The sequence below is a fragment of the Pseudomonas sp. PDM18 genome (genome assembly GCF_014852585.1).
Taxonomy (GTDB): Bacteria; Pseudomonadota; Gammaproteobacteria; order Pseudomonadales; family Pseudomonadaceae; genus Pseudomonas.
In genome coordinates, this window is record NZ_JACVBX010000005.1 from 41,639 (window position 1) to 67,586 (window position 25,948).

General features: G+C 65.9%; 29 protein-coding genes. 17 read left to right on the top strand and 12 right to left on the bottom strand.

Going from position 1 to position 25,948, the window contains the following annotated elements:
• Positions 1-52: 52 nt before the first annotated feature.
• A complete protein-coding gene (pilT, locus tag IB274_RS12120) occupies positions 53-1,087 on the bottom strand; it encodes a type IV pilus twitching motility protein PilT (RefSeq protein WP_017520118.1) in 1,035 nt (344 codons plus the stop codon).
• A gap of 73 nt (positions 1,088-1,160) precedes the next feature.
• On the opposite strand from pilT, the gene IB274_RS12125 reads away from it, so the two are divergent.
• The 12 genes from IB274_RS12125 (at position 1,161) to IB274_RS12180 (ending at position 10,839) form a co-directional block, all read left to right on the top strand.
• On the top strand, positions 1,161-1,850 hold the full coding sequence (locus IB274_RS12125; RefSeq protein ID WP_192432218.1) for a YggS family pyridoxal phosphate-dependent enzyme: 690 nt from the start codon (positions 1,161-1,163) through the stop codon (positions 1,848-1,850).
• Between the two features lie 16 nt (positions 1,851-1,866).
• A complete protein-coding gene (proC, locus tag IB274_RS12130) occupies positions 1,867-2,700 on the top strand; it encodes a pyrroline-5-carboxylate reductase (RefSeq protein WP_192432220.1) in 834 nt (277 codons plus the stop codon).
• A 221-nt stretch (positions 2,701-2,921) separates the two neighbouring features.
• Positions 2,922-3,515 carry a YggT family protein gene (locus tag IB274_RS12135; protein ID WP_192432222.1) on the top strand — a complete coding sequence of 198 codons (594 nt, stop codon included), beginning with the start codon at positions 2,922-2,924 and terminating at the stop codon, positions 3,513-3,515.
• Between the two features lie 142 nt (positions 3,516-3,657).
• On the top strand, positions 3,658-3,948 hold the full coding sequence (locus tag IB274_RS12140; RefSeq protein ID WP_192432224.1) for a DUF167 domain-containing protein: 291 nt from the start codon (positions 3,658-3,660) through the stop codon (positions 3,946-3,948).
• 118 nt (positions 3,949-4,066) lie between these two features.
• Positions 4,067-6,034: a dynamin-like GTPase family protein gene (locus IB274_RS12145; RefSeq protein WP_192432226.1), complete on the top strand. Its 1,968-nt coding sequence runs from the start codon at positions 4,067-4,069 to the stop codon at positions 6,032-6,034.
• A gap of 98 nt (positions 6,035-6,132) precedes the next feature.
• Positions 6,133-7,272 (top strand): homoserine O-succinyltransferase MetX, encoded by a 1,140-nt coding sequence (gene metX, locus IB274_RS12150; RefSeq protein ID WP_192432228.1) that lies wholly within the window; start codon positions 6,133-6,135, stop codon positions 7,270-7,272.
• 8 nt (positions 7,273-7,280) lie between these two features.
• The gene (metW, locus tag IB274_RS12155) at positions 7,281-7,901 is read left to right on the top strand and encodes a methionine biosynthesis protein MetW (protein WP_192432230.1); all 621 of its coding nucleotides are present in this window, start codon (positions 7,281-7,283) and stop codon (positions 7,899-7,901) included.
• Between the two features lie 34 nt (positions 7,902-7,935).
• On the top strand, positions 7,936-8,358 hold the full coding sequence (locus IB274_RS12160; RefSeq protein WP_192432232.1) for a DUF4426 domain-containing protein: 423 nt from the start codon (positions 7,936-7,938) through the stop codon (positions 8,356-8,358).
• Positions 8,355-8,948, top strand: coding sequence for an RdgB/HAM1 family non-canonical purine NTP pyrophosphatase (gene rdgB, locus IB274_RS12165; protein ID WP_192432234.1), 594 nt, complete (start codon positions 8,355-8,357; stop codon positions 8,946-8,948). Before IB274_RS12160 ends, rdgB begins: the two co-directional genes overlap by 4 nt.
• Positions 8,945-10,132 (top strand): radical SAM family heme chaperone HemW, encoded by a 1,188-nt coding sequence (gene hemW / locus IB274_RS12170; RefSeq protein ID WP_192432236.1) that lies wholly within the window; start codon positions 8,945-8,947, stop codon positions 10,130-10,132. The genes rdgB and hemW overlap by 4 nt, the downstream gene beginning before the upstream one ends.
• 84 nt (positions 10,133-10,216) lie before the next feature.
• Positions 10,217-10,540 (top strand): DUF3392 domain-containing protein, encoded by a 324-nt coding sequence (locus IB274_RS12175; RefSeq protein WP_017520106.1) that lies wholly within the window; start codon positions 10,217-10,219, stop codon positions 10,538-10,540.
• A 44-nt stretch (positions 10,541-10,584) separates the two neighbouring features.
• Positions 10,585-10,839, top strand: a complete 255-nt coding sequence (locus IB274_RS12180; protein WP_017520105.1) for a hypothetical protein — start codon at positions 10,585-10,587, stop codon at positions 10,837-10,839.
• A gap of 164 nt (positions 10,840-11,003) precedes the next feature.
• Here IB274_RS12180 and IB274_RS12185 read toward each other — a convergent pair whose 3' ends face one another.
• The 5 genes from IB274_RS12185 to IB274_RS12205 form a co-directional block, all read right to left on the bottom strand.
• The gene (locus IB274_RS12185; protein ID WP_192432238.1) at positions 11,004-12,350 is read right to left on the bottom strand and encodes a DUF1329 domain-containing protein; all 1,347 of its coding nucleotides are present in this window, start codon (positions 12,348-12,350) and stop codon (positions 11,004-11,006) included.
• Positions 12,351-12,518: 168 nt separating this feature from the next.
• Entirely contained in the window at positions 12,519-13,190 is a 672-nt protein-coding gene (trmB, locus tag IB274_RS12190; RefSeq protein WP_225614849.1) for a tRNA (guanosine(46)-N7)-methyltransferase TrmB, read from the bottom strand.
• 263 nt (positions 13,191-13,453) lie between these two features.
• Positions 13,454-14,260: a thiazole synthase gene (locus IB274_RS12195; protein WP_017520102.1), complete on the bottom strand. Its 807-nt coding sequence runs from the start codon at positions 14,258-14,260 to the stop codon at positions 13,454-13,456.
• A gap of 54 nt (positions 14,261-14,314) precedes the next feature.
• Complete coding sequence (gene thiS, locus IB274_RS12200; protein WP_017520101.1) at positions 14,315-14,515, bottom strand: sulfur carrier protein ThiS; 201 nt, start codon at positions 14,513-14,515, stop codon at positions 14,315-14,317.
• 100 nt (positions 14,516-14,615) lie between these two features.
• On the bottom strand, positions 14,616-14,984 hold the full coding sequence (locus tag IB274_RS12205; RefSeq protein WP_192432240.1) for a DUF423 domain-containing protein: 369 nt from the start codon (positions 14,982-14,984) through the stop codon (positions 14,616-14,618).
• 32 nt (positions 14,985-15,016) lie between these two features.
• On the opposite strand from IB274_RS12205, the gene mtgA reads away from it, so the two are divergent.
• Positions 15,017-15,739, top strand: coding sequence for a monofunctional biosynthetic peptidoglycan transglycosylase (gene mtgA / locus IB274_RS12210; RefSeq protein WP_192432241.1), 723 nt, complete (start codon positions 15,017-15,019; stop codon positions 15,737-15,739).
• On the opposite strand, the gene IB274_RS12215 is transcribed toward mtgA, so the two are convergent.
• The 5 genes from IB274_RS12215 to ftsY form a co-directional block, all read right to left on the bottom strand.
• Complete coding sequence (locus IB274_RS12215; RefSeq protein WP_192432242.1) at positions 15,736-16,350, bottom strand: hypothetical protein; 615 nt, start codon at positions 16,348-16,350, stop codon at positions 15,736-15,738. The genes mtgA and IB274_RS12215 overlap by 4 nt on opposite strands.
• Before the next feature lie 82 nt (positions 16,351-16,432).
• On the bottom strand, positions 16,433-17,287 hold the full coding sequence (rpoH, locus tag IB274_RS12220; RefSeq protein ID WP_192432243.1) for an RNA polymerase sigma factor RpoH: 855 nt from the start codon (positions 17,285-17,287) through the stop codon (positions 16,433-16,435).
• A 109-nt stretch (positions 17,288-17,396) separates the two neighbouring features.
• Entirely contained in the window at positions 17,397-18,407 is a 1,011-nt protein-coding gene (ftsX, locus tag IB274_RS12225) for a permease-like cell division protein FtsX (RefSeq protein WP_192432244.1), read from the bottom strand.
• Positions 18,407-19,078, bottom strand: a complete 672-nt coding sequence (ftsE, locus tag IB274_RS12230) for a cell division ATP-binding protein FtsE (RefSeq protein WP_192432245.1) — start codon at positions 19,076-19,078, stop codon at positions 18,407-18,409. The genes ftsX and ftsE overlap by 1 nt, the downstream gene beginning before the upstream one ends.
• Complete coding sequence (ftsY, locus tag IB274_RS12235) at positions 19,075-20,520, bottom strand: signal recognition particle-docking protein FtsY (protein WP_192432246.1); 1,446 nt, start codon at positions 20,518-20,520, stop codon at positions 19,075-19,077. The genes ftsE and ftsY overlap by 4 nt, the downstream gene beginning before the upstream one ends.
• Before the next feature lie 205 nt (positions 20,521-20,725).
• On the opposite strand from ftsY, the gene IB274_RS12240 reads away from it, so the two are divergent.
• The 4 genes from IB274_RS12240 (at position 20,726) to IB274_RS12255 (ending at position 24,902) form a co-directional block, all read left to right on the top strand.
• Positions 20,726-22,096 carry a M16 family metallopeptidase gene (locus IB274_RS12240; RefSeq protein WP_192432247.1) on the top strand — a complete coding sequence of 457 codons (1,371 nt, stop codon included), beginning with the start codon at positions 20,726-20,728 and terminating at the stop codon, positions 22,094-22,096.
• Entirely contained in the window at positions 22,089-23,618 is a 1,530-nt protein-coding gene (locus tag IB274_RS12245) for a M16 family metallopeptidase (protein ID WP_192432248.1), read from the top strand. The genes IB274_RS12240 and IB274_RS12245 overlap by 8 nt, the downstream gene beginning before the upstream one ends.
• Complete coding sequence (gene rsmD, locus IB274_RS12250) at positions 23,618-24,229, top strand: 16S rRNA (guanine(966)-N(2))-methyltransferase RsmD (protein WP_192432249.1); 612 nt, start codon at positions 23,618-23,620, stop codon at positions 24,227-24,229. Before IB274_RS12245 ends, rsmD begins: the two co-directional genes overlap by 1 nt.
• Positions 24,230-24,338: 109 nt before the next feature.
• Complete coding sequence (locus IB274_RS12255; protein ID WP_192432250.1) at positions 24,339-24,902, top strand: hypothetical protein; 564 nt, start codon at positions 24,339-24,341, stop codon at positions 24,900-24,902.
• 6 nt (positions 24,903-24,908) lie between these two features.
• Here the strand turns inward: IB274_RS12255 and IB274_RS12260 are convergent, their stop codons facing one another.
• Positions 24,909-25,904: a tetratricopeptide repeat protein gene (locus IB274_RS12260; RefSeq protein ID WP_192432251.1), complete on the bottom strand. Its 996-nt coding sequence runs from the start codon at positions 25,902-25,904 to the stop codon at positions 24,909-24,911.
• Between the last annotated feature and the right edge of the window lie 44 nt (positions 25,905-25,948).

Here is a 25,948-nt window from a genome sequence, read left to right on the forward strand (position 1 = left end):
AGCGGGTGCGTGTGGCGCGCTCCGTGCGCCGGGCCGCAGGGGCCCGGTGGGGTTAGAAATTTTCCGGGATCTTGGCTTTTTCTTTCGCCGCGTCGCGGGTCACCAGGCCCTTGGCGACCAGGCCCTTGAGGCACATGTCGAGGGTCTGCATGCCGATCGCGCCGCCGGTCTGGATGGCGGAGTACATCTGCGCGACCTTGTCCTCGCGGATCAGGTTACGGATCGCCGGGGTGCCGATCATGATCTCGTGGGCCGCCACCCGCCCGCCGCCGATCTTCTTCAGCAGGGTCTGGGAAATCACCGCCTGCAGGGATTCGGAGAGCATGGAGCGGACCATGGATTTCTCCTCGGCGGGGAACACGTCGACGATACGGTCGATGGTCTTGGCCGCGGAGGTGGTGTGCAGGGTGCCGAAGACCAGGTGGCCGGTTTCCGCGGCGGTCAGCGCCAGGCGGATGGTCTCCAGGTCGCGCATCTCACCCACCAGGATGATGTCCGGGTCCTCACGCAGGGCCGAGCGCAGCGCCTCGTTGAAGCCCAGGGTGTCGCGGTGCACCTCACGCTGGTTGACCAGGCACTTCTTCGATTCGTGGACGAATTCGATCGGGTCTTCGACGGTGAGGATGTGGCTGTATTTGGTGTTGTTCAGGTAGTCGAGCATCGCTGCCAGCGAGGTGGACTTGCCCGAACCGGTCGGGCCGGTCACCAGGACCAGGCCGCGCGGCACGTCGGAGACGCGCTTGAACACCTCGCCCATCCCCAGGTCTTCCATGGTCAGCACCTTGGAGGGAATGGTCCGGAACACGGCGCCGGCGCCGCGGTTCTGGTTGAAGGCGTTGACCCGGAAACGCGCAACCCCCGGGACTTCGAAGGAGAAGTCGGTTTCCAGGAATTCTTCGTAATCCTTGCGCTGCTTGTCGTTCATGATGTCGTAGATCAGCGCGTGAACCTGCTTGTGCTCCAGCGGCGGCAGGTTGATGCGGCGAACATCGCCGTCGACGCGGATCATCGGCGGCAGGCCGGCCGAGAGGTGCAGGTCCGAAGCGCCCTGCTTGGCGCTGAAGGCGAGCAGCTCGGTAATATCCATGGGACTCCCCAATCAAGAGCAAGCAGGTAGAATGCCGCAGAACACGCAGCAGCCGGGCGGAAAAGCGACGGTAATGTCCACGATAGCAGAGAATATTGCAAAGGTTCGCGTACGAATCCGTGAGGCGGAACAAGCGAAAAATCGCACGCCTGACTCGGTGCAGTTGCTGGCCGTGAGCAAGACCAAACCCGCCACCGCGATCCGCGAAGCGTTTGCCTGCGGCCTGGCCGATTTTGGCGAGAATTACCTGCAGGAAGCGCTGCTCAAGCAGACCGAGCTGGCCGATCTGCCGCTGACCTGGCATTTCATCGGCCCCATCCAGTCGAACAAGACCCGGCCGATTGCCGAGCACTTCGACTGGGTGCACTCGGTGGACCGCCTGAAGGTCGCCCAGCGCCTCTCCGAGCAGCGCCCGGCGAACCTGCCGCCACTCAACGTGCTGCTGCAGGTGAACGTCAGCGGCGAGGACAGCAAGTCCGGCTGCTCCCCTGCCGAGCTGCCCGCCCTTGCCCAGACCGTGGCGCAACTGCCGCACCTGAAACTGCGCGGCCTGATGGCGATCCCCGAACCCACCGAGGACGTTGCCGCGCAGCACGCCGCGTTCGCCCGCCTGCGCGAGCTGATGCAAGCCCTGAATCTCGGCCTGGACACCCTGTCCATGGGCATGAGCCACGACCTCGAAGCCGCCATCGGCGAAGGCGCCACCTGGGTGCGGATCGGTACCGCCCTATTCGGCGCCCGCGACTACGGCGCCTCGCACTAATAAAGGAAGAGACTCCATGAGCAGCACCCGCATTGCCTTCATCGGCGCCGGCAACATGGCCGCCAGTCTCATTGGTGGCCTGCGCGCCAAGGGCGTCGCCGCGAGCGACATCCGCGCCAGCGATCCGGGCGCCGAGCAGCGCGCGAAGATCGCCGCCGAGCACGGCATCGAAGTGGTCGGCGACAACGCCAGCGCCGTGGTCGGCGCCGACGTTGTGGTCCTGGCGGTCAAACCGCAGGTCATGAAGGATGTCTGCCTGGCGCTGGCGCCGGCGCTGAGCGAGAACGCGCTGATCGTCTCCATCGCCGCCGGCATTCCCTGCGCCAGCCTTGAACGCTGGCTCGGCGAGGTGAACGGCCAGCCGCGCGCCATCGTCCGTTGCATGCCCAACACCCCGGCACTGGTCGGCCTGGGCGCCAGCGGCCTGTACCCCAACGCCAGCGTCAGCGCCGCCCAGCGCGAGCAGGCGCAGCAACTGTTGAGCGCCGTGGGCATCGCCCTGTGGCTGGACGAGGAGCGTCAGATCGACGCGGTCACTGCCGTCTCCGGCAGCGGCCCGGCCTACTTTTTCCTGCTCATGGAAGCCATGACCGCCGCAGGCGAGAAGCTCGGCCTGTCCCGCGAAGTCGCCGGCCAACTGGCCCGCCAGACCGCCCTGGGCGCCGCGCAGATGGCCACCACCAGCGATGTCGACCCGGCCGAACTGCGCCGCCGCGTGACCTCGCCCAAGGGCACCACCGAAGCCGCCATTACCACCTTCCAGGCCAACGGCTTCGAGGCACTGGTGGAAAAGGCAGTCGGCGCCGCCGACCATCGCTCCGCCGAGCTGGCCGAACAACTGGGCCGCTAATTGCCGCGTCGCAGGCGACCTGGGACGGTCGCCCGCTCCCGCCTGTGACGGACAACCCCTGATCGCCAGGCAGGGTTGAATTTGCACGTAACGAAACACACTTACACGCGACCGGCGACGATGAATTCCCTACAGTATGGCGTTACAGCGCCGTCGTTGACCGACCGCCCGATTCGCCCGGCCCTGCGCGCCGGCGCCCAACGTTCACCAAGGACCGCCCAATGACCGGACTTTCCACAGCCGCCATCTATGTGATCCAGACACTTGGCAGCCTGTACCTGCTGATCGTGCTGCTGCGCTTCATCCTGCAACTGGTCCGCGCCGACTTCTATAACCCGCTCAGCCAGTTCATCGTGCGCGCCACCAAGCCGCTGCTGAACCCGCTGCGCCGCATCATTCCCGGCTTCGGCGGCATCGACTTCGCCTCGCTGGTGCTGGCGATCCTGGTCCAGCTGGTGCTGATGGTCGTGACGCTGACCCTTATGGGCTATGGCGTGGGCGGCTACATTCTGCAGCTGCTGGTCTGGTCGATCATCGCGGTGACCTCGCTGTTCCTGAAGGTGTTCTTCTTCGCCCTGATCATCAGCGTGATCCTCTCCTGGGTTGCCCCGGGCAGCCACAATCCCGGCGCCCAGCTGGTGAACCAGATCTGCGAGCCGTTCCTGGCGCCGTTCCGCAAGCTGCTGCCGAACCTCGGTGGGCTGGATATCTCGCCGATCTTCGCGTTCATCGCGCTGAAGCTGATCGACATGCTGGTGATCGGCAACCTGGCGGCAATGACCGGGATGCCGCAGATTCTTTCGCCCTTCATGTAATTACAGAGGAGCTGCTGCGCGTCGGCGATACTGCGTTGAAAACAGCCGGGGATTGCTCATTTACAGATCGTAAACTGCGCATCCCCGGCTGTTTTCGCCTTGTCTCGCTCTAGCTCGCTAGCTCCAAGAGTCCGCTAGGCAGATGAGCTTTTATTTCTGGGACGGCGAGGACCTGATCCTCGACTGCCACCTGCAGCCCAAGGCGAGCCGCGACGAGTTCGCCGGGCTGCATGGTGAGCGCCTGAAGATCCGCCTCACCGCGCCACCGGTCGAAGGCAAGGCCAACGCTCACCTGCTGGCATTCCTCGGCAAGGCCTTCGGCGTACCGAAAAGTGCGGTGAAGCTTGAAAGCGGTGAGCTGAACCGCCAGAAGCGCGTGCGGATCCCTCGTCCGACGAAAATTCCGACAGAGCTCGGGATAGCCGCTCGGTAACCTTGGCTGACCTTACGCGTAGGAATGTGCTGTAGGCCAATTGCTATTCCCCCACTCCGTCGCATAATCCACGCCATCCAATCCCCGCGCAGGACGCGCCAGCCCAAGGAACGCCCGGATGAGCATGGAACGTCTCAGTCAGCAGATTGATGCCTACGTCACCTGGAAGCGCGAGCTGGTCCGCGAGATCACCCGCTATCGCAGCTGGCTGGAGCGCGCCCGGCTGAACACCCCGGAAATCGAGAACCGCCTCGAACGTACCCTGCGCCTGCTACGTGTCGACCACATCACCCTGGCCTTCGTCGGCGAGTACTCGCGCGGCAAGACCGAGCTGATCAACAGCCTGTTCTTCTCCGGCTACGGCCGCCGCATGCTGCCTTCCCAGGCCGGGCGCACCACCATGTGCCCTACCGAGCTGTTCTTCGACCCGCGCTCAGAGCGACCCTACATCCGCCTACTGCCCATCGAGACACGCGTCGCCGATGCCAGCGTGGCGCAGTTCAAGCGCATCCCGCGGCACTGGGTGAATATCCCCCTCGACACTTCCGATCCGGCGAACATGGCCGAGGCCTTCGCCCAGGTTGCCAAGACCAAGCCGCTGCCGGTGGAACAGGCAATCCAGCTGGGCTTCCACCCGGACATGCTCGAAGCCACCGACAAGCCCGGCATCGTGCTGGTGCCGGCGTGGCGCCACGCGCTGGTCAACTTCGACCACCCGCTGCTGCGCCAGGGCCTGCGCATCCTCGATACCCCCGGCCTGAACGCACTGGGCAGCGAGCCGGAACTGACCCTGTCGATGCTGCCCAGCGCGCAGTCGATCCTCTTCCTGCTGGCCGCCGATACCGGCGTCACCGCTTCCGACATGGCGATCTGGCAGGACCATGTGCGTCAGCTCGGCGAGGATGGCCACACCACGCTTTATGCGGTGCTGAACAAGATCGACGTGCTCTGGGATGACCTGGCCGGCGAAGCCTTCGTGCAGAACGCCATCCGCCACATCCGGGACACCACGGCGCGCCAGCTGGGCATCGCCAAGGAGGACGTGCTGCCGCTGTCGGCCAAGCAGGCGCTGCTGGCCAAGGTGCGCGGCGACCGCGAACTGCTTGCGCGCAGCCAGATGGAGTCCCTGGAGGAGCTGCTCTGCGAGCGCATCGTCGCGCAGAAGGAACGTCTGCTGGAGAGTGCCGTGGTCGGCCAGGTGCTGGCGCTGGTCAACAACAGCCAGCACAGCCTGCGCGTGCGCCTGGACAAGGTGAAGGAGCAGCAGGCGCTGCTCAACGACCAGCAGCAGGACAGTGGCCAGCTGCTGTTCGAACTGACCGCGCGGACCAAGGACGACCACAACCTGCACCACAAGCGCCTGCTCAGCCTGAAGACCAACCAGCGCCTGCTGCGCCACCAGGGCGAGCAGTTGCGCGAGGCAGTGCGCGCCGAGCGCCTGGAACAGCACCTGAAGAAGGTCCACGACAAGCTGCGCGGCAGCTGGACCACGGTCGGCATCAACCAGGCCATCCTGCAGTTCTTCCGCACCGTGGAAGGCGACCTGGTCGCCCTCGGCCACGAAGCCGAAACCGCTAACCGCATGGTCGCGGCCATCTACCAGCGGCACAACGAGGAAAACCCGCTCAATGCCCTGGACGCCCCGCAGTTCCGCGTCCAGCGCTACCTGCGTGACCTCGCCAAGCTACAGGACAAGGCCGACCGCTTCCGCCTTCACCTGAAGACCCTGCTCACCGAGCAGCGCCTGCTCACCCGGCGTTTCTTCGCCACCGTCGCCCAGGAAGTCATCGGCCTGCATCAGCGCCTGCGCGAGGAGGCCGAGCAATGGGCCGCCGACGCCCTGATGCCGCTGATGCAGTACAGCCTGGAACACAAGCAGATGCTGGAAACCCACATGCTGCGCCTCAAGGCCCTGGCCCAGGAAACCCAGCAGGCGCGGCAACGCTCGCTGCTGCTGGGGCGCTACACCGAGGAGCTGGAACAGCAGCTCGCCGAGGCTACCGACATCCTCCGTCAGCTGCGCCGCCCGGCACCGCTGCAGCGCCAGGCCAAGGTCGTCACCCTGCCCACCTCCCAGCGCGCCTGAACCCCGCGCCGCGCCCGCCCTGCCCCTTCCGAGTGCGCTTGCCGCAAGGGGCAGCGCTCTTTAGACTGGCCGTCCTTTTTTATTCATGAGCTGGGTCGATGCCTACAGTCTTCCCCGAAGATTCCGTCGGTCTGGTCACCCCCCAGACGCTGCAGTTCAACGAACCGCTGCCCCTGGCCTGCGGCAAGACGCTGCCCGAATACCAGCTGGTGATCGAGACCTACGGCGAGCTGAACGCCACGGCGAGCAACGCCGTGCTGATCTGCCATGCGCTCTCCGGCCATCACCACGCCGCCGGCTACCACAGCGAGGATGAGCGCAAGCCGGGCTGGTGGGACAGCTGCATCGGTCCGGGCAAGCCCATCGACACCCGCAAGTTCTTCGTCGTCGCGCTGAACAACCTGGGCGGCTGCAACGGCTCCACCGGGCCGACCAGCCTCAACCCCGCCACCGGCAAGACCTATGGCGCGGACTTCCCCGTGGTCACCGTGGAAGACTGGGTGCACAGCCAGGCACGCCTGGCCGACCGCCTCGGCATCCACAGCTGGGCCGCCATTGTCGGCGGCAGTCTGGGCGGCATGCAGGCGCTGCAGTGGACCATCAGCTACCCCGAGCGCGTGCGCCATTGCCTGTGCATCGCCAGCGCACCCAAACTGTCGGCGCAGAACATCGCCTTCAACGAAGTCGCCCGCCAGGCCATTCTCTCAGACCCGGAGTTCTGCGGCGGCCACTTCCAGGAACACGACGTGATCCCCAAGCGCGGCCTGCGCCTGGCGCGGATGGTCGGGCACATCACCTACCTCTCCGATGACGCCATGGGCGCCAAGTTCGGCCGCGACATGAAGTCGGAGAAGCTCAACTACGACCTGCACAGCGTCGAGTTCCAGGTGGAAAGCTACCTGCGCTACCAGGGCGAGGAGTTCTCCACCCGCTTCGACGCCAATACCTACCTGCTGATGACCAAGGCGCTGGACTACTTCGACCCGGCCGCCGTCCACGGCGACGACCTGGCGCGCACCCTCGGGGGCGTGAAGGCGGACTTCTGCGTGATGTCCTTCACCACCGACTGGCGCTTCTCCCCGGCACGTTCGCGGGAGATCGTCGACGCGCTGCTGGCAGCGAAGAAGAACGTCAGCTACCTGGAAATCGACGCACCGCAAGGCCACGACGCCTTCCTGATGCCGATTCCACGCTACCTGCAAGCTTTCAGCGGTTACATGAACCGCATCAGCGTATAAGGATCACCATGCGCGCCGACCTGGAAATCATCCAAGACTGGATCCCCGCCGGCAGCCGCGTGCTCGACCTGGGCTGCGGCGACGGCGAGCTGCTCGCCTGGCTGCGCGACCACAAGCAGGTCGGCGGCTACGGGCTGGAGATCGACCCGGACAAGATCGCCAAATGCATCGAACGTGGCGTCAACGTCATCGAACAGGACCTGGACAAGGGCCTGGGCAATTTCGCCAGCGACAGCTTCGATGTGGTCGTGATGACCCAGTCCCTGCAGGCCCTGCGCTACCCCGACAAGGTGCTGGCGGAGATGCTGCGGGTGGGCAAGACCTGCATCATCACCTTCCCCAACTTCGGCCACTGGCGCTGCCGCTGGTACCTCGCGCGCAATGGCCGCATGCCGGTGTCGGATTTCCTTCCGTACACTTGGTACAACACGCCGAACATCCACTTCTGCACCTTCCGTGACTTCGAGGCGCTCTGCCACGAGCAGCACGCGAAGGTGCTGGACCGCCTGGCGGTAGACCACGAGCACCAGCATGGCTGGGCCTCGCGAATCTGGCCTAATCTGTTGGGTGAGATCGGCATCTACCGGATCAGCGGCGCTCGCGTGCAAGACCATCGCATCGCCGTCTGATCGCGGCTATCTGATAGAGCCCGGGAGAAACATCATGCGCCGCCTGCTTACCTTCCTCGCCTGCCTGGTCCTTGCCCTGCCCGCCTTCGCCGAACAGGTGAAGCGCCTGGGCGACCTGCAGGTGCACTACAGCGTATTCAACTCCAGCTTCCTCCAACCCAACGTCGCGCAAGCGGTGGGCGTGGTGCGCAGCAAGGCCCAGGGCGTGATTAACATCGTGCCGCTGGACGCCAGCGGCAAGCCGGCCAACGTCACTGTCGCCGGCTCCGCGAAGAACCTGATGGGGCAGACCGTACCCCTGACCTTCAAGCGCGTGGTCGAGGAAGGCGCCGTCTACAACCTGGCGCAATTCCCCATCGAAGGCCGCGAAACCCTGACCTTCTCCATCCAGGTCCAGTCCGGAAACGAAGCCCCGCAAAGCTTCGATTTCATGCAGGAAATCTTCCCAGACGAATGATCAAGCTCGAACAACTGGTGCTGGCCAGTCACAACGCCGGCAAGCTCAAGGAACTCCAGGCCATGCTCGGAGCCCACGTGAAGGTGCGCTCCATCGGCGAGTTCAGCGACGTGGAGCCGGAAGAGACCGGCCTGTCGTTCGTCGAGAACGCCATCCTCAAGGCCCGCAACGCCGCGCGCATCTCCGGCCTGCCGGCGCTGGCCGACGACTCGGGCCTGGCAGTGGACTTCCTCGGCGGTGCGCCGGGCATCTACTCCGCGCGCTACGCCGACGGCAAGGGTGACGCGGCGAACAACGCCAAGCTGCTGGACGCCCTGAAGGACGTGCCGGACGAGCAGCGCGGTGCCCAGTTCGTCAGCGTGCTGGCCCTGGTCCGCCACGCCGACGACCCGCTGCCGATCCTCTGCGAAGGCCTCTGGCACGGCAGCATCCTGCGCGCGGCCCGCGGCGAACACGGCTTCGGCTACGACCCATTGTTCTGGGTGCCGGAAGCGGAATGCTCCAGCGCCGAACTGCCGCCCGAGCGCAAGAACCAGATCAGCCACCGCGCCCGCGCGATGGCCCTGCTGAAGCAGCGGCTGGGTCTATGAGCCAGGCAGGAAGCCACGGGCTCGACGCAGGGCCGGTGGTTTCCGGCTTCCGCCTGCCACCGCTGTCCGCGTACGTGCACATCCCCTGGTGCGTGCGCAAATGCCCCTACTGCGACTTCAACTCACATGCCGCCGGTCCGGAGCTGCCCGAGGACGCCTATGTCGAGGCGCTGCTGGCCGACCTGGCGGCGGATCGCGGCTACGTGCACGGTCGCAAGCTGACCTCGATCTTCTTCGGCGGCGGCACGCCCAGCCTGTTCTCGGCCAAGGCGCTGGGCCGCATCCTCGCAGGCCTGGAGCAGCAAGTCGGGTTCGAGAGCGACATCGAGATCACCCTGGAAGCCAACCCCGGCACCTTCGAGCAGGCCAAGTTTGCCGATTATCGGGCACTGGGCATAAACCGGCTGTCCATCGGCATCCAGAGCTTCCAGGCGGAGAAACTCAAGGCTCTGGGGCGCATCCACGATGGTGACGAAGCAGTACGCGCCGCCGAGATGGCCCGCCGCGCCGGCTTCGACAACTTCAACCTGGACCTGATGCACGGCCTGCCGGAGCAGAGCGTCGCCGACGCGCTGGTCGACCTGCAGCAGGCCATCGCCCTGGCGCCCACGCACCTGTCCTGGTACCAACTGACCATGGAGCCGAACACGGTGTTCTGGAGCCAGCCGCCGGAGCTGCCCGAGGACGACCAGCTGTGGGAAATCCAGGAAGCCGGCCAGGCGCTGCTCGCCCAGGCGGGCTACGCCCAGTACGAAACCTCGGCCTATGCCCGCGAAGGCAAGCGCGCACGGCACAACCTGAACTACTGGTCCTTCGGCGATTTCCTCGGCATCGGCGCCGGCGCCCACGCCAAGCTGAGCACACCGCAAGGCCGCATCCTGCGCACCTGGAAGACACGCCTGCCGAAGGACTACCTGAACCCGGACAAGCCCTTCCAGGCCGGCGAGCGCGACCTGGAAGCGGACGACCTCCCCTTCGAGTTCATGATGAACGCCCTGCGCCTCACCGAGGGCGTATCGGCGGCGACCTTCGCCGAGCGCACCGGCCTGCCGCTGGCCGCCATCGAGCAAGCCTGCCGCCAGGCGCGCCAGGACGGCCTGCTGCTGGACGACCCGCAGCACCTGGCCCCCACCGAGCGCGGCCAGCTGTTCCTCAACGACCTGTTGCAGCGCTTCCTGCCCTGAGTCTCCGACACCAGCAGCACCGGGCGACTTCATCGTCGTCCGGCGTGTACACTCGCCAGCGACTCTGAATCCCAAGGAGCCCCCATGGACTTCGCGCTCGACCTGATTGCCAACGTCTCCCGCTGGTGCCGCGGCCACCTGTCCGACATCGCCCTGGCGATCATGGCGACCGTGCTGGTGCTGTTCGGCCCGGCGATCAACGCCTGGGTACAGCAGCGCATCGGCAGCCTGAACTTCGTCTTCCGCACCCTGCTATTTGTGCTGATCTGCGCCGTCGGCTATGGCCTGGCGATGGTCTTCGTCACCCCGTGGCTGGCCAAGGGCCTGGGTTACTTCAACAACTACACCCTGGCGCCCGTCCTGCTGCTAGTGTTCTTCGTGATTGGCATGATCGCCGACCGCAGTTGACCTGCGTTCCTCCGGCGGTTGGCCACAAACCCGCCGGAGGACACATGAAGCCGATCAAGCATCTGTACCTGCATTTCTCCGATGGCCAGCGCCTGGCGCTGCGCTTCCCGCAACAGAGCGACGACCCCGCCGAAGTGGCCCGCGGCATCCGCAAGCAGATGGAATCACCGGTCATCAGCATCGAGGTGGACGGCGACCTGCTGATCATTCCGCGCACCAGCATCAAGTACCTGCAGATCAGCCCGGCGCCGATGCGCATGCCGGAGACCACCGTGCTGGGCGCCGAACTCATCGAATAGATCCTGCACCGGATTCGATGCCCTTCGTAGGAGCGAGCCTGCTCGCGAACAGGCTCCCTGGCGGCGCCGATGCAGGGGCGGTTCGCGAACAAGCTCGCTCCTACAATTCAGCTCGGCCACACTGCGGATAGACAAAGGCCGCCTCGCGGCGGCCTCTGCTGGACTCAGTTGCCCTCGCGGCGCAAGGCCTGCGGGGTGAAGTCGCGCGGCCCCAGCGGGACCTTGAAGTCGTACATCGGCTCGTTGTTGTCCAGGCCGTCGACGAAGTAGCGCGCCCCTTCGAAGTCGTACAGCGCTTCCAGGGTACTGAGCACCATGGGCACGTCGTAGTAGTTGATCGGGTGCACTTCCTGGGCGCGGATCAGCTTGCCGTCGGCGTTGTAGATGTCCGAGGCGAGGATCTGCCAACTGTCTTCATCCAGGTAGAAGCGGCGCTTGGCGAACGGATGGCCCATGCCCTTGCGCAGGGTCGCCTCGACCACCCAGACGCGGTGCGGCTCGTAGCGCAGCAACTCGGGGTTGAGGGTCTTGGTCTTGAGGATGTCGGCGTAGGGGATGCCCTTCTGGTGCACCGCGTAGCTGTTGTACGGCACCAGCATCTCGCGCTTGCCCAGCAGCTGCCACTCGTAGTGATCCGGCGCGCCGTTGTAGACGTCCACGGTGTCGGCGGTGGCCAGGCCGTTGGTGTCCGGCTGCAGAGTGTCGTAGGCCAGGCTTGGCAGACGGCGCACGCGGCGCTCGCCGCTGTTGAAGCGCCAGGCCTTGCGGATCGACAGCACCTGGTCGATGGTCTCCTGCACCACCAGCGCAGAGCCGGCGAGCTTGGCCGGGGCGACGATGTTGTACTTGTAGTAGAACAGCGTGTTGTTCAGGTCCTGCGGGGTCATGCCCTCGCGGCCGTAGTTGAAGTACACGTAGCGGTCGAGCTTGAGCAGGTTGTAGCTGCCGCTGGCGAGCACGGCGGCCTGGTTGGTCACCATGTGAATCTGCTCGCCACGGTAACGCATGATGTGGTTCCAGATGGCTTCCAGGCCGGTCTTCGGCATCGGGAACGGCACGCCGGCGGCGGCGCCCTGCACTCCGTTGCCGTCGGCGATCAGCTCGGCGTTCTCGGCGTTGAAGCGGGTGGCGTCATAGATGCGCTGGGGCAAGGATGCGCTGCGGCGGCTCGGGAAGACGCGCAGGTAGTAGTCTGGGTTTTCCTGCAGCAGCGCCTGGGTGCCCGGGGTGAGCAGCGCCTGGTACTGCGCCAGGTTCTTGCTGTCGATCTTGTACTGCACGGCATCGGCAGCGTACGGATCGAGGTGGTGAGTGCCGGGCTGGTAACCCGCCGGGGCGCTGGTGATGCCGCCGGTCCACGCGGGGATGGTGCCACTGGCGTTGCCGGCCATTTCCGCCCCCATCGGCGTCAGGTCGCGGCCCAGTCGAGCGGCCTCGGTGGCATCGACTTTCGCCTGCGCCGGCAGTGCCAACGCCCCCGCCATCAGCAGTACAGCAAGTTTCTTCAACACAGCAGACTCCTTTGCGACGGACTCCTGTCCGTCACTCTTATTTTCGTCCGCGGCGGATGCCGCTTTTTATTCAGGAGGTGAGGGTGGCCTTTGCGGCCTGCCGGGTGGTCCCGGTCTGTAGGGTGTTTCTGCGTGAAAAAGGCCTGCTGTGCAGGCCTTTTCCGTATATCAGTCGACGCGCTCGAACTTCAGGTCCCAGACGCCATGCCCGAGTCGCTCCCCGCGACGTTCGAACTTGGTGACCGGGCGCTCTTCCGGGCGCGGCACATAGGTATTGTCCGCCGAAAGGTTGCGATAGCCGGGTGCGGCATTCATCACTTCCAGCATGTGTTCGGCATATTGTTCCCAGTCGGTGGCCATGTGCAGCACGCCGCCGACCTTCAGCTTCTGCCGCACCAGCTCCGCCCAGGCTGGCTGCACGATGCGACGCTTGTGGTGACGCGACTTGTGCCACGGGTCCGGGAAGAACAGCAGCAGGCGGTCGAGGCTGGCGTCGGCCACGCAGTCTCGCAACACTTCGATGGCGTCGCAGCTGTAGACGCGGATGTTGCTCAGCTCCTGGGTCAACATGCCGTTGAGCAGTGCGCCGACGCCCGGACGGTGCACTTCCACGCCGATGAAGTCCTGCTCCGGCGCGGCAGCGGCCATCTCCAGGGTGGCGTGGCCCATACCGAAGCCAATCTCGAAGGTACGCGGTGCCTGGCGCCCAAATACCTGGTCGAAATCCCGCAGCCCGTCTGCCAGCTCCAGGCCGTACTTCGGCCAGCCCTGGTCGAGGCCGCGCTGCTGGCCTTCGGTCATGCGCCCGGCGCGCATCACGAAGCTCTTGATGGCGCGCATCGGACGGTTATCGGCGTCGGGCTGGTTCTCGGGCTGATTCTCGGGAATGTCACTCATGACTCAAACCTTGCGGGTAAATGCACGCGCGGGCCGGCTGCCTTTGGCAAACCGGCCCGCGCGTCGGTGTCTATTAAATGCCTGCCAACGATCTCGCGAGCTAGAGCGGAACTAGGCGAAAAGTGGGGCGGGAGCGGAGTTTACACGCAGTAAATGAGCATCCCGAACCACTTTTCAACGACGTTCCGCCGACGCGCAGCAGATCGTTAATTGATCAGGCCCGTCATCGGCGACGATGCGCTCGCGTACAGCTTGCGCGGCATGCGGCCGGCCAGGTACGCCAGGCGCCCGGCGACGATAGCGTGCTTCATCGCCTCGGCCATCATCACCGGGTTCTGCGCATGGGCGATGGCGGTATTCATCAGCACGGCCTCGCAGCCCAGCTCCATGGCGATGGTGGCGTCGGAGGCGGTACCCACTCCGGCATCCACCAGCACCGGGACGGTGGCTTCTTCGAGGATGATCCGCAGGTTGTACGGGTTGCAGATGCCCAGGCCCGAGCCGATCAGGCCGGCCAGCGGCATCACCGCGATGCAGCCGATCTCGGCCAGCTGGCGCGCGATGATCGGGTCGTCGCTGGTGTACACCATGACGTCGAAGCCGTCCTTGACCAGCACTTCGGCGGCCTTGAGGGTTTCCACGACATTGGGGAAGAGGGTCTTTTGGTCGGCGAGGACTTCCAGCTTGACCAGGTTGTGGCCATCGAGCAGCTCGCGGGCCAGGCGACAGGTGCGCACGGCCTCGACGGCGTCGTAGCAGCCGGCGGTGTTCGGCAGGATGGTGTAGCGATCCGGCGGAATCACGTCCAGCAGGTTCGGTTCGCCCGGGTTCTGGCCGATGTTGGTGCGGCGCACGGCGACAGTGACGATCTCGGCGCCCGAGGCCTCGATGGCGACGCGGGTCTCCTCGAGATCCTTGTACTTGCCGGTGCCGACCAGCAGCCGCGAATTGTAGGTGCGGCCAGCCAGGGTGAAGGGCTTGTCGACCGGCAGGTTGGAGTTGGGTTGGCTCATCGAATCACTCCTGAAGGAAAGGCGGGCGGGGCCTGAAAGTCTGGGAGGCGGCTGCTAGCCGCCACCGATGGCATGCACCACTTCCACCTGGTCGCCTTCGCTCAGGGCGGTGGCGGCGTGCTGGCTGCGCGGCACGATGTCCTGGTTGAGCTCGACCGCGACACGCTTGCCGGTGAGGTCGAGACGTTCGAGCAGGTTGGCGACGCTGTGGCCGTCGGGCAGCTCGAAGGGTTCGCCGTTCAACTGAATACGCATGGGCGGGACGGTCGTGGCTGGAGGGGGTCGCATTCTAGCCCGATCGCGCCCGATGACCAAGTTACCGGGGCGTCGCACTCGGGCTTTTCTGACGTCCGGGTCAACCCAGCTGGAAGGCCGCTACCAGCAACAGTGCCCAGCCAATGAGGAAGAACAGCCCGCCGATCGGTGTGACGATGCCCACGCCCAGGCCGGCCAGGGTCAGCAGGTAGAGGCTGCCGGAAAACAGCAGGATGCCGACGGTAAACGCCCAGCCGGCGAGGCTGACCAAGGTGCCGCCGATGTGAGCCGAGAGCAGCGCCACGCCGAACAGTGCCAGGGCATGCAGCATCTGGTAATGCACTCCGGTCTGGAACACCGCCAGGTATTCGGGGGTGAGCTTGCTCTTCAGACCGTGAGCGGCGAACGCGCCGAGGGCGACTCCGGTGAAGCCGAAGAACGCGGCGAGCATCAGGAAAGTACGCAGCATGGGACAGCTCCAGGCAGGTGAGTGCCGCTATAATGGCCCGCTCATCCGCCCAGGCAAAGCCTCGAATGCCCATGCTGCTCCGTCGCCTGCTCAAGATCGCGCTCTGGTTCGTCGCCATCAGCGTGGCGCTGGTCATCATCCTGCGCTGGGTGCCGCCACCGGGGACCATGGTCATGGTCGAGCGCAAGATCGAATCCTGGTTCAACGGCCAACCCATCGACCTGCAGCGCAGCTGGCGTTCCTGGGATGAATTGCCGGACAGCCTCAAGCTCGCGGTGATCGCCAGCGAGGACCAGAAGTTCGCCGAACACCACGGCTTCGACGTGCCGGCGATCCAGAAGGCCCTGGCGCACAACGAGCAGGGCGGCAAGGTGCGCGGCGGCAGCACCATCAGCCAGCAGGTGGCGAAGAACGTCTTCCTCTGGACCGGGCGCAGCTGGGTGCGCAAGGGCTTCGAGGCCTGGTTCACCCTGCTGATCGAGACCTTCTGGTCCAAGCAGCGGATTCTCGAGGTCTACCTCAACAGCGTGGAATGGGACGCCGGCGTATTCGGCGCCCAGGCCGCTGCCCAACATCACTTCGGCGTCGATGCGAAACGCCTGTCGCAACAGCAGGCCAGCCTGCTGGCGGCCGTGCTACCAAACCCGCGCAAGTGGAGCGCCGGCAAGCCCGGTCCCTACGTGCGCCAGCGCGCCTCCTGGATTCGCCAGCAGATGTGGCAGTTGGGCGGCAGCGACTATCTCGAACGCCTTTAAGGCGTCTCGCCGGCCTTGAACGTACTGCGCGGCACCACCCGCACCCATTGCAGGCTGCCGTCGCGGTGCAGCAGGGTCATGCCCTTCTCCGGATAGACCCAGGCTTCGCCGCCATCGACCTGCAGGCGCAGGCGTGGATCGCCCAGGCTCACCGCCAGACGACCGACCGCCAGGTCTTCCTGCGGCGCCAGCGCCAGCTCGGAAACCGGCTTGTTGCCCAACTGCCCCATCAGCTCGGCGCTCAGCGGCTGGTCCTTGCTGCCCGGCTGCATGCCGGTGGCCTTGGCCAGGCTGGCGTGCTCGGCCTCGCTCAGCGCCAGCTCCGCCTCGACATGCCAGGGTCCCTCTTCCGTCACCAGCCGGCCGCGGTAATGCAGCTGCGGGCCATCCTGGCTGGCAGTCAGCCATAGCTCGCCTGGCTGCTGGCCCTGCAGCTCGTTCAGGGTCAGTTGGTCATCGGCCAGCGGCTCGAAGACCTTTTCCTTCCAGTCGCTGAACCACTGCGGCGGCTTGGGCGGCGCCGACGTGCGGGCGACCCAGGTTCCCAGGCCGAAGGCCAGCAGGGCGATGACCAGGAAAAACATCCCGTGGACGGGACGCAGGCGCGGCATGGGACTCTCCAGACGCTGAATGCGGACAGAAAAAAACCGCACCAGGGTGCGGTTCGCGACTCGCAGGGTGCGTCGAAGCCGATCAGGCTTCGATGCGACCCTTGAGCTTGTTCATCGCGTTCTTTTCCAACTGACGAATCCGCTCGGCGGACACGTTGTACTTGGCCGCGAGGTCGTGCAGAGTCGCTTTCTCCTCGGCCAGCCAGCGCTGGTAGAGGATGTCGCGGCTGCGCTCGTCCAGGCCTTCCAGCGCCTCGTGCAGGCTGGCGGTGGAGCTGTCGCTCCAGTCCGCTTCCTCCAGCTGGCGCGCCGGGTCGTAGCGATGGTCTTCCAGATAATGCGCCGGGGACTGGTAGGCGCTTTCGTCGTCGGCATCCGCCGCCGGGTCGAAGGCCATGTCATGCCCGGTGAGACGGCTTTCCATCTCGCGGACTTCGCGGGCCTCGACACCGAGGGTTTCCGCGACGCGGTGCACTTCATCGTTGCTCAGCCAGGCCAGTTTCTTCTTCTGGCTGCGCAGGTTGAAGAACAGCTTGCGCTGCGCCTTGGTGGTCGCGACTTTCACGATCCGCCAGTTGCGCAGGATGAACTCATGGATCTCGGCCTTGATCCAGTGGACGGCGAACGACACCAGGCGCACACCCATTTCCGGGTTGAAGCGCTTCACGGCCTTCATCAGGCCGACGTTGCCTTCCTGGATCAGATCGGCCTGGGCCAGGCCGTACCCGGAATAACTCCGGGCGATATGCACGACGAAGCGCAGGTGCGCCAGAACCATTTGCCGTGCCGCTTCCAGATCTTGCTGGTAGAAGAGGCGTTCGGCCAGTTCGCGCTCCTGCTCCGGCGTCAGCAGCGGAATGCTGTTCACCGAGTGCACATAGGCTTCCAGGTTCGCACCGGGAGCCAGGGCATAAACAGGTTGCAGAGAAGTGGTCATGCGAATCCTCCGATTCACGAAACTCGCGCAGTGTAGCACTGCGAAATCTGACTGCAAGCGGGTGTAAAAGTTCCTTTACACCCACTTAACCCCTGCATAATCAGGGGTTTCAGCGCGGTGCCAACTCGCGCAGGTGGCGCGCCACGGCCAGCCAGGCACCGATCCAGCCCAGCAGCACAGCGCCGATGGTGAGCGACAGGCCGTCGTCGACCGGTACGCCCGCCAGGCCGAAATCACTGCCGTACAGCCCGGCCAGGTTGACCACGGAGCTGTTCAGCCAGTCCAGACCGAAGGCCAGCAGCGCCCAGGACAGGATTCCCGCGCCCAGGCCATACAGCGCGCCCATATAGAGGAAGGGGCGACGTACGTAACCGTCCGTCCCGCCGACCAGCTTGATGACTTCGATTTCGTTACGGCGGTTTTCGATGTGCAGGCGGATGGTGTTGCCGATCACCAGCAACAGGGTCAGCACCAGCAGGATGGTCAGGCCGAAGACGAAACGGTCGCCCAGCTTGAGGATCGCCGACAGCCGCTCGACCCAGACCAGGTCCAGCTGTGCCTGTTGTACACCCGGCAGTTCCGACAACCTTTGACGCAGGGCATCCAGCTGGGCCTTGTCGATCTGCTTGGGCGTTACCGAGATGACCGCTGGCAGCGGGTTGTCAGGCAGCTCCTTCAGCGCTTCGCCAAGGCCGGACTGCTCCTGCAACTCCTTCAGTGCATCTTCGCGACTGATCAGTTGCGCCTCGATCACATCGGGCATTTTCTCGATCTGTTCGCGCAGGTCCTGGCCCTGGGCCTCGCTGGCCTTCAGGTCGAGGAATAAGGAAATCTGTGCGGCGCGCTGCCAGGAGCCGCCGAGGCGCTCGACGTTGTTCAGCAGCAGCGAAAGCCCCATGGGCAGGCTCAGGGTGATGCCCATCACCAGGCAGGTGAAGAAGCTGCCGAAGGGGTGGCTGACCAGGCGGTGCAGGCTGTCCATCAGGCTGGCGCGGTGGTTTTCCGCGTAGGCCGAGAGGGACGCACTGTGGTCCTGGTGTTCGTTATCGTCCGGGCGCTCGCGGGTGTTGCGCGTCGGGGTGCCTTCTTCGTCACCGCGGGGCAGGTCATTGGCGCTCATCAGGCGTTCTCCTCACGGTCGGCAATGATGCGGCCGCGCTGCAGGGTGATCATCCGGTGGCGCATGCGCGCGATCAGCGCCAGGTCATGGCTGGCGATCAGCACGGTGGTGCCCAGGCGGTTGATGTCTTCGAACACGGACATGATTTCCGAGGCCAGGCGCGGGTCGAGGTTGCCGGTGGGTTCGTCGGCGAGCAGCAGGGCTGGACGGTGCACCACCGCGCGGGCAATGCCGACGCGCTGCTGCTGGCCGGTGGAGAGATCGGACGGACGGTCCTCGGCCTTCTCCTTGAGGTTCACCCGGTCCAGCGCCGCTTCGACGCGGTAGGCGATGTCTGCCTTGGGCAAGCCGAGAATCTGCATCGGCAGCGCAACGTTCTCGAACACGCTGCGGTCATCCAGCAACTGGTGGTTCTGGAACACCACGCCGATCTGCCGACGCAGGAAGGGAATCTGCGCGGTGGAGATGCGCGAGACGTCCTGGCCGCCGAGCAGCAGCTTGCCGGAGGTGGGCCGTTCCATCGCCAGGATCAGGCGCAGCAGGGTGCTCTTGCCCGCGCCGGAATGGCCAGTGACGAACATGATCTCGCCGCGCGGCACGCAGAACGAAATCTCGTGCAGGCCGACATGGCCGTTGGGATAGCGTTTGCCAACCTGCTCGAAACGGATCATGCGATTTCCCGGGTCTCGAAGAGTGCACGGACGAAGGCATCGGCTTCGAAGGTTCGCAGATCGTCGATCCCTTCGCCGACACCGATGTAGCGGATCGGCAGGCCGAACTGCTTGGCCAGGGCGAAGATCACCCCGCCCTTGGCGGTGCCGTCCAGTTTGGTCAGGGCCAGGCCGGTGAGTTCCACGGCGTTGTTGAACTGCTTGGCCTGGTTGATGGCGTTCTGCCCGGTTCCGGCGTCCAGCACCAGCAGGACTTCGTGGGGAGCCGTCTCGTCCAGCTTGCCGATGACGCGGCGCACCTTCTTCAGCTCTTCCATCAGGTTGTCCTTGGTGTGCAGGCGACCGGCGGTGTCGGCGATCAGCACGTCCACGCCACGGGCTTTGGCGGCCTGCACGGCGTCGAAGATCACCGAAGCGGAATCGGCGCCGGTGTGCTGGGCGATCACGGCGATGTTGTTGCGCTCGCCCCAGACCTGCAGCTGCTCGACGGCGGCGGCGCGAAAGGTGTCGCCGGCGGCCAGCATGACTTTCTTGCCATCGAGCTGCAGCTTCTTCGCCAGCTTGCCGATGGTGGTGGTCTTGCCGACGCCGTTCACGCCGACCACGAGGATCACGTAGGGCTGCTTGTCGCGGGTGATGCTCAGCGGCTGCTCGACGGGGCGCAGTAGGCCGGCCAGCTCTTCCTGCAGGGCCTTGTACAGCGCTTCGCTGTCGGCCAGTTCCTTGCGCGCCACGCGCTTGGTCAGGTTCTGCACGATGGTGGTGGTGGCCTCGACGCCGACGTCGGCGGTCAGCAGGCGGGTCTCGATCTCGTCCAGCAGGTCGTCATCGATAGCCTTCTTGCCCAGGAACAGGCTGGCCATGCCTTCGCCGAGGCTGGCGCTGGTCTTCGACAAACCCTGCTTGAGGCGGGCGAAGAAGCCCATCTTGGCCGGTTCTCCGGCGGCAGGCTTGGCCTGCGGTTCGGGTTCCGGCTCAGGCTCAGGCTGCGGGGCAACCTCAGGCTCGGGCTCCGGCTGGGCTACTGCGACGGGTTCGGGCTGGACGGGCGCAGCGACGGGCGCGGGCTCGACCGGCTGCGCAATCGCATGCGCCTCGATTGGCTGGACGACGGGCTGCGGCGCTTCAACAACGATCGGCGCAACGGGTTGCGGCTCAGGTTGCGGTGCGGGCTGCGCCAGCGGCTCGACCGGCACGCTGGCGGGCACCACATCGATCACGGGCTCAGGCGTGGGCTCGGCGCGCGAGGCGACCGGCTCGGCCTGGACGGCGGGAGCCTGCTCGGGGGCGGGAGCCGGTTCAGCGGCAACAGGCTGTTCAGCCTGGGACTCGGCTTGCTCGGCGGGTTGTTCCTCGGCCTGGGGCTTCTTGCGCCACCAGCCGAACAGACCCTTCTTCTCCCCGGCTGGCGGGGCCTTCTTGTCGTCGTTGGAACCAAACATGTAGGGATCGAATCTCTAGGGGGCGCCACACAGGCAGGCAACAAAGAGCCAGGCAGAAAAAAGCCTCGAAACAGCTTTGCGAAGCCCTGAACGTGGCCGCCCGGAAAACGGATGGGTATCCTAGCATCTCCTCGCCCGCCGGGGTTAAGAGGCTGGCCGCCAGCCTGCATAGACCCCGCGGACAGCCCGAAAGGTTCAGTCCACGATGAAAACCCTTGCACGCCGTCACGCCGGCCTGCTGCTCGGTTCCCTGTTGCTGCCGCTGATGGCGAGCGCCGCGGAACCACAGCCCACCCACGAATACACCCTGGACAATGGCCTGAAGGTCGTCGTCCGCGAGGACCACCGCGCCCCCGTGGTGGTCTCCCAACTCTGGTACAAGGTCGGCTCCAGCTACGAGACGCCCGGCCTCACCGGACTCTCCCACGCCCTGGAGCACATGATGTTCAAGGGCAGCCGCAAGCTCGGCCCCGGCCAGGCTTCTCTGGTCCTGCGCGACCTCGGCGCGGAAGAGAACGCCTTCACCACCGACGACTACACCGCCTATTACCAGGTACTCGCCCGCGACCGCCTGCCGGTGGCGCTGGAGCTGGAAGCCGACCGCATGGCGCACCTCGCCCTGCCGGCCGACCAGTTCAAGAGCGAGATCGAGGTGATCAAGGAAGAGCGCCGCCTGCGCACCGAGGACAAGCCCAGCGCGCTGGCCTTCGAGCGCTTCAAGGCCGCCGCCTACCCCGCCAGTGGCTACCGCACGCCGACCATCGGCTGGATGGCTGACCTGCAGCGCATGACCATCGACGACCTGCGCCACTGGTACCAGGCCTGGTACGCGCCGAACAACGCCACGCTGGTGGTGGTCGGCGACGTCAGCGGCGACGAGGTGAAGGCCCTGGCCGAGAAGTACTTCGGCGAGATCCCCAAGCGCGACCTGCCCGCCGCGCGCAAACCACTGGAACTGGCCGAGCCGGGTGAACGCCGCCTGAAGCTGCACGTGCGCACCCAGCTGCCCAGCCTGATCATGGGCTTCAACGTGCCGACCCTGGGCAGCAGCGATGACTCGAAACAGATCAACGCCCTGCGCCTGATCTCGGCGATCCTCGACGGCGGCTACAGCGCGCGCCTGTCCGCGCGCCTGGAGCGCGGCGAGGAAATCGTCGCCGGCGCCTCGGCCTCCTACGACGCCTTTTCCCGCGGCGACGGCCTGTTCTTCCTCTCGGCCACCCCCAACGTGCAGACCGGTAAGACCCTCGACCAGGTCGAGTCCGCGCTGTGGAAGCAGTTGGAGGACCTGAAGAAGAACCCGCCGAGCCAGGAAGAACTGGAGCGCGTGCGCGCCCAGGTCATCGCCGGGCTGGTCTACGAGCGCGATTCCATCGCCGGGCAGGCCAGCACCATTGGCGAACTGGAAAGCGTCGGCCTCGGCTGGCGCCTGGCGGACAAGGACCTGGAAGCCATCCAGGCCGTCACCGCCGAAGATATCCAGCAAGCCGCCCGCACCTACTTCACCCGCTCCCGCCTGACCCTCGCCCAGGTCCTGCCGGAAGTCGCCACCGACAAGGAGCCGAGCCATGAGTGAACGCAATGGCCTGCGCTACGGCCTGGTCGGGCTGATCGTCATCGCGCTGATCGCCGGACTGGTGCTGTTCGTTTCCCGCCCCGCCGCCGCGCCCGAAGCAGCCGCGCCGGCGCCTGCCCCGACGCCAGCACCCACGCAGCCAGCTGCCGCCGAAAACTCCGCGCCCACCGGCCTGCAATCCCTGGCCGAAGCTGCCGGCAAGGCGCCCAGCCACCGCAAGCTGAACATCCAGCAATGGCAGACTGCTGAAGGCGCCCGCGTGCTCTTCGTCGAGGCCCATGAGCTGCCGATGTTCGACCTGCGCCTGACCTTCGCCGCCGGCAGCAGCCAGGATGGCGACGCCTACGGCCTGGCCATGCTGACCAACGCCATGCTTAACGAAGGCGTGCCCGGCAAGGACACCAGCGCCATCGCCGCCGGTTTCGACGACCTGGGCGCCAACTTCGGCAACGGCTCCTACCGCGACATGGCGGTGGCCAGCCTGCGCAGCCTGAGCGAGCCGAGCAAGCGCGACGCCGCCCTGGCGCTGTTCGACCAGGTGATCGGCCAGCCGACCTTCCCCGAGGACGCCTTGGCCCGCATCAAGAACCAGGTCATGGCCGGCTTCGAGTACCAGAAGCAGAACCCCGGCAAACTGGCGGGCCTTGAGCTGTTCAAGCGGCTCTATGGCGACCATCCCTACGCCCATTCCAGCGACGGCAATGAGAAGTCGGTGCCAAAGATCAGCGTCGCCCAGCTGCGCGCCTTCCACCAGAAGGCCTACGCCGCCGGCAACGTGGTCATCGCACTGGTCGGCGACCTGACCCGCGAGCAGGCCGAAGCCATCGCCGGCAGCGTCTCCAAATCCCTGCCCACGGGCCCTGCCCTGCCAGCGCCGGGCGAGCCGCGGACACCCAAGGCCGGCGTCACCCACATCGAGTTCCCGTCCAAGCAGACCCAGCTGATGCTGGCTCAGCTGGGCATCACCCGTAACGACCCGGACTACGCCGCGCTCTACCTGGGCAACCAGATTCTCGGCGGTGGCGGCTTCGGCACCCGCCTGATGGACCAGGTGCGCGAGAAGCGCGGCCTGACCTACGGCGTGTACTCCGGCTTCACCGGCATGCAGTCGCGCGGGCCATTCACCATCGGCCTGCAGACCCGCGCCGAAATGAGCGAAGGCACCCTCAAGCTGGTCCAGGACATCGTCCGCGACTACCTCGACAAGGGCCCGACGCAGAAGGAACTCGACGACGCCAAGCGCGAGCTGGCCGGCAGCTTCCCGCTGTCCACCGCGAGCAACGCCGACATCGTCGGCCAGCTGGGCGCCATCGGCTTCTACAACCTGCCGCTGGATTACCTGGAGACCTTCCTCAGCCAGGTCCAGGGCCTGAGCGTGGAACAGGTGAAACAAGCCATGCGCCGCCACCTCGACCCGGACGCCTTCGTCATCGTCACCGCCGGCCCCACCGTGCCGCAGCAACCGCTGCCGCCGCCCACCGACAAACCCGCCGCGCAACCTGCCGGCGTACCGGAGCATTGATGAGCAAACGACCCGGTGGCGCCCCGCGCGCCGCACAGAAGCCCCACGGCGGCCAGGGCCAGCTGCGCATCATCGGCGGGGAATGGCGCAGCCGGCGCTTCGCGTTCCCCGACGGCCCGGGCCTGCGCCCTACACCCGACCGGGTGCGCGAGACCCTGTTCAACTGGCTCGCGCCCTACGTTCCTGGCGCCCGCGTGCTCGACCCCTTCGCCGGCAGCGGCGCGCTGTTCCTCGAAGCGCTGTCCCGTGGCGCCAGCGCGGGCCTTGCGCTGGACACCAACGGCGAAGCCGTGGCGGCGCTGCGCGGCACCCTCGACACCCTCAAGTGCGCCACCGGCCAGCTGGTGATGACCGACGCGCTGCGCTACCTCGATAACCAGGCGGCGCAGCCTTTCGACCTGGTCTTCCTCGACCCTCCCTTCCACCAGGACCTGCTGCAGAACGCCTGCCGTCTGCTTGAAGAGCGTGGCTGGCTGGCCAAGGACGCGTGGGTCTACACCGAAAGCGAAGCCGTGCCCTCCAGCCTCGGCCTGCCGGGCAACTGGCGGCTGCACCGGGAGAAGAAGGCGGGTTCGGTGCATTACGCGCTTTGGCAGCGACAAGAGTCCTGAGCAGCAGCGAACCGTTGCAGCCATTGCAACGGTTCGCTTTTGAGGAGTCGCAGGAGCGACTCCCGACAGGAAGTAGCCCCATCAACTGGCAGCAAAGGACGGCTGAATCATGACCACCTTCCCGCTCTCGATCCGCGAACAACTGCTGGCGCTGGACGAGCGTTGTTTCGAACAGCCGGCCAGCGACTGGGCCGGTGAGATCGCCCTGCCCGCCGAGCTGGAACGCTTCTACCGCGAAGTCGGCCCGTGCGACTGCACCCTGGATACCGCCGGCAATCCGTTCTTCATCCCTTCGCTGGCGAAGCTGTGGAAACAGCAGGCCGGCTACCGCTGGCACGGCCTGACCGGCGAGCGGCTGGCGGGGTGGAGCGATGACTGGATCGTGGTGGCGGACCAGGGTGCCGATCCCTTCATCCTCGAATGCTCCAGCGGCCGCATCCTCTTCGACCAGCACGGAGGCCCCTGGGATCCCGCGCCGATGTTCGACAACATCTGGCAGATGACCGCCTGCCTCGCCACCTTCGCCCAAGTGTGGCGTGGGGCCGGCGAGGACATCTTCGCCGAGGATTACAGCGTCAATCCGCTCTACCGCCGCGAACTGATCGGCGAGCTGTCGCAATTGCTCGGCGACGCCCGCCGGGCGGAAAACCTGGCCGACGAGTTCGGCTGGTAGCGAGCCTCACTGGCTCGCTGATTCCGCGACGTCTGCCGCCTCTGCTGCATCAGCCGCGCTGGCTTCCACGGCTTCGGGCTCGGACGATGCATTCTCCACAGCGCGATTGGCGTGTCGGCGATCCGCCGCACCCGAGCAGTCCGCAGTACCGGACAGCTCGCCATCCAGCGCAGCGTGGGTCCAGTTTTCCAGACGGGTGTACCAGGCGGTGTCCTCGGCAGTCTTCAGCCAGGCGATGGCTTCCGCGTCCTGCTGCTGCGCGGCCTTTTCCAGCCAGAGCCGCGCCTGCAGCTTGTTCATGCCCGCGCCGGAACCATTCCAGTAGGCCTCGCCGACCTTGAACTGGGCGCGGGCATTGCCCTGGGTCGCCGCCTTGCAGAACCACTGGAAGGCCCTTTCGCGGCTGGCGGCGTAGCGGTCCAGCAGGGCCGCTTCCTCCTCACTGGCGGCGTCGTAGACGCCCTGGGAATCGTCGAGGTAGAACCACCCCAGGTTGGTCTCGGCATCCTCGCTGCCCGCCTTGGCGGCGCGCTCGAACCAGGTGCCGGCCTTGACCCGGTCCTTGTCGACGCCTTCCCCGCCCCAGTAGAGGACGCCCATCTCGTTCTGCGCGCCGGCATCACCCTGCTCCGCCGCCCTGGCGAACCAGCGTGCCGCCTCGGCCTTGTCCTCCGGACCGCCGTCGCCATCGCGATAGAGCATGGCCAGTTGGACCTGCGCGCGAGCCATGCCGGCCTCGGCAGCCTTGCCCCACCATTTGCGCGCACCGGCGTAGTTCTGCTGGTGGTAGAAGTAGGCACCGAAATCGAACAGCGCCTGCGGCTCGCCCGTTGCGGCGGCCTGCTGCAGGCGGGTGAATTCGGCGAACAGTTCTTCGCCGCGTGAATCACTCTGCTCGGCGCTGGGAGCGTCGTCACTGAAGTCGGAAGAAGCGCCCTCGGCCCAGGCAAAACCGGGCAAGGCTACGGTGAGTGCGGAGAGGAACAGCCAGCGGCTGAACATAGGGGACAATCCTCATGTCGGTTGAATCGGTCGGCCATCCGGGC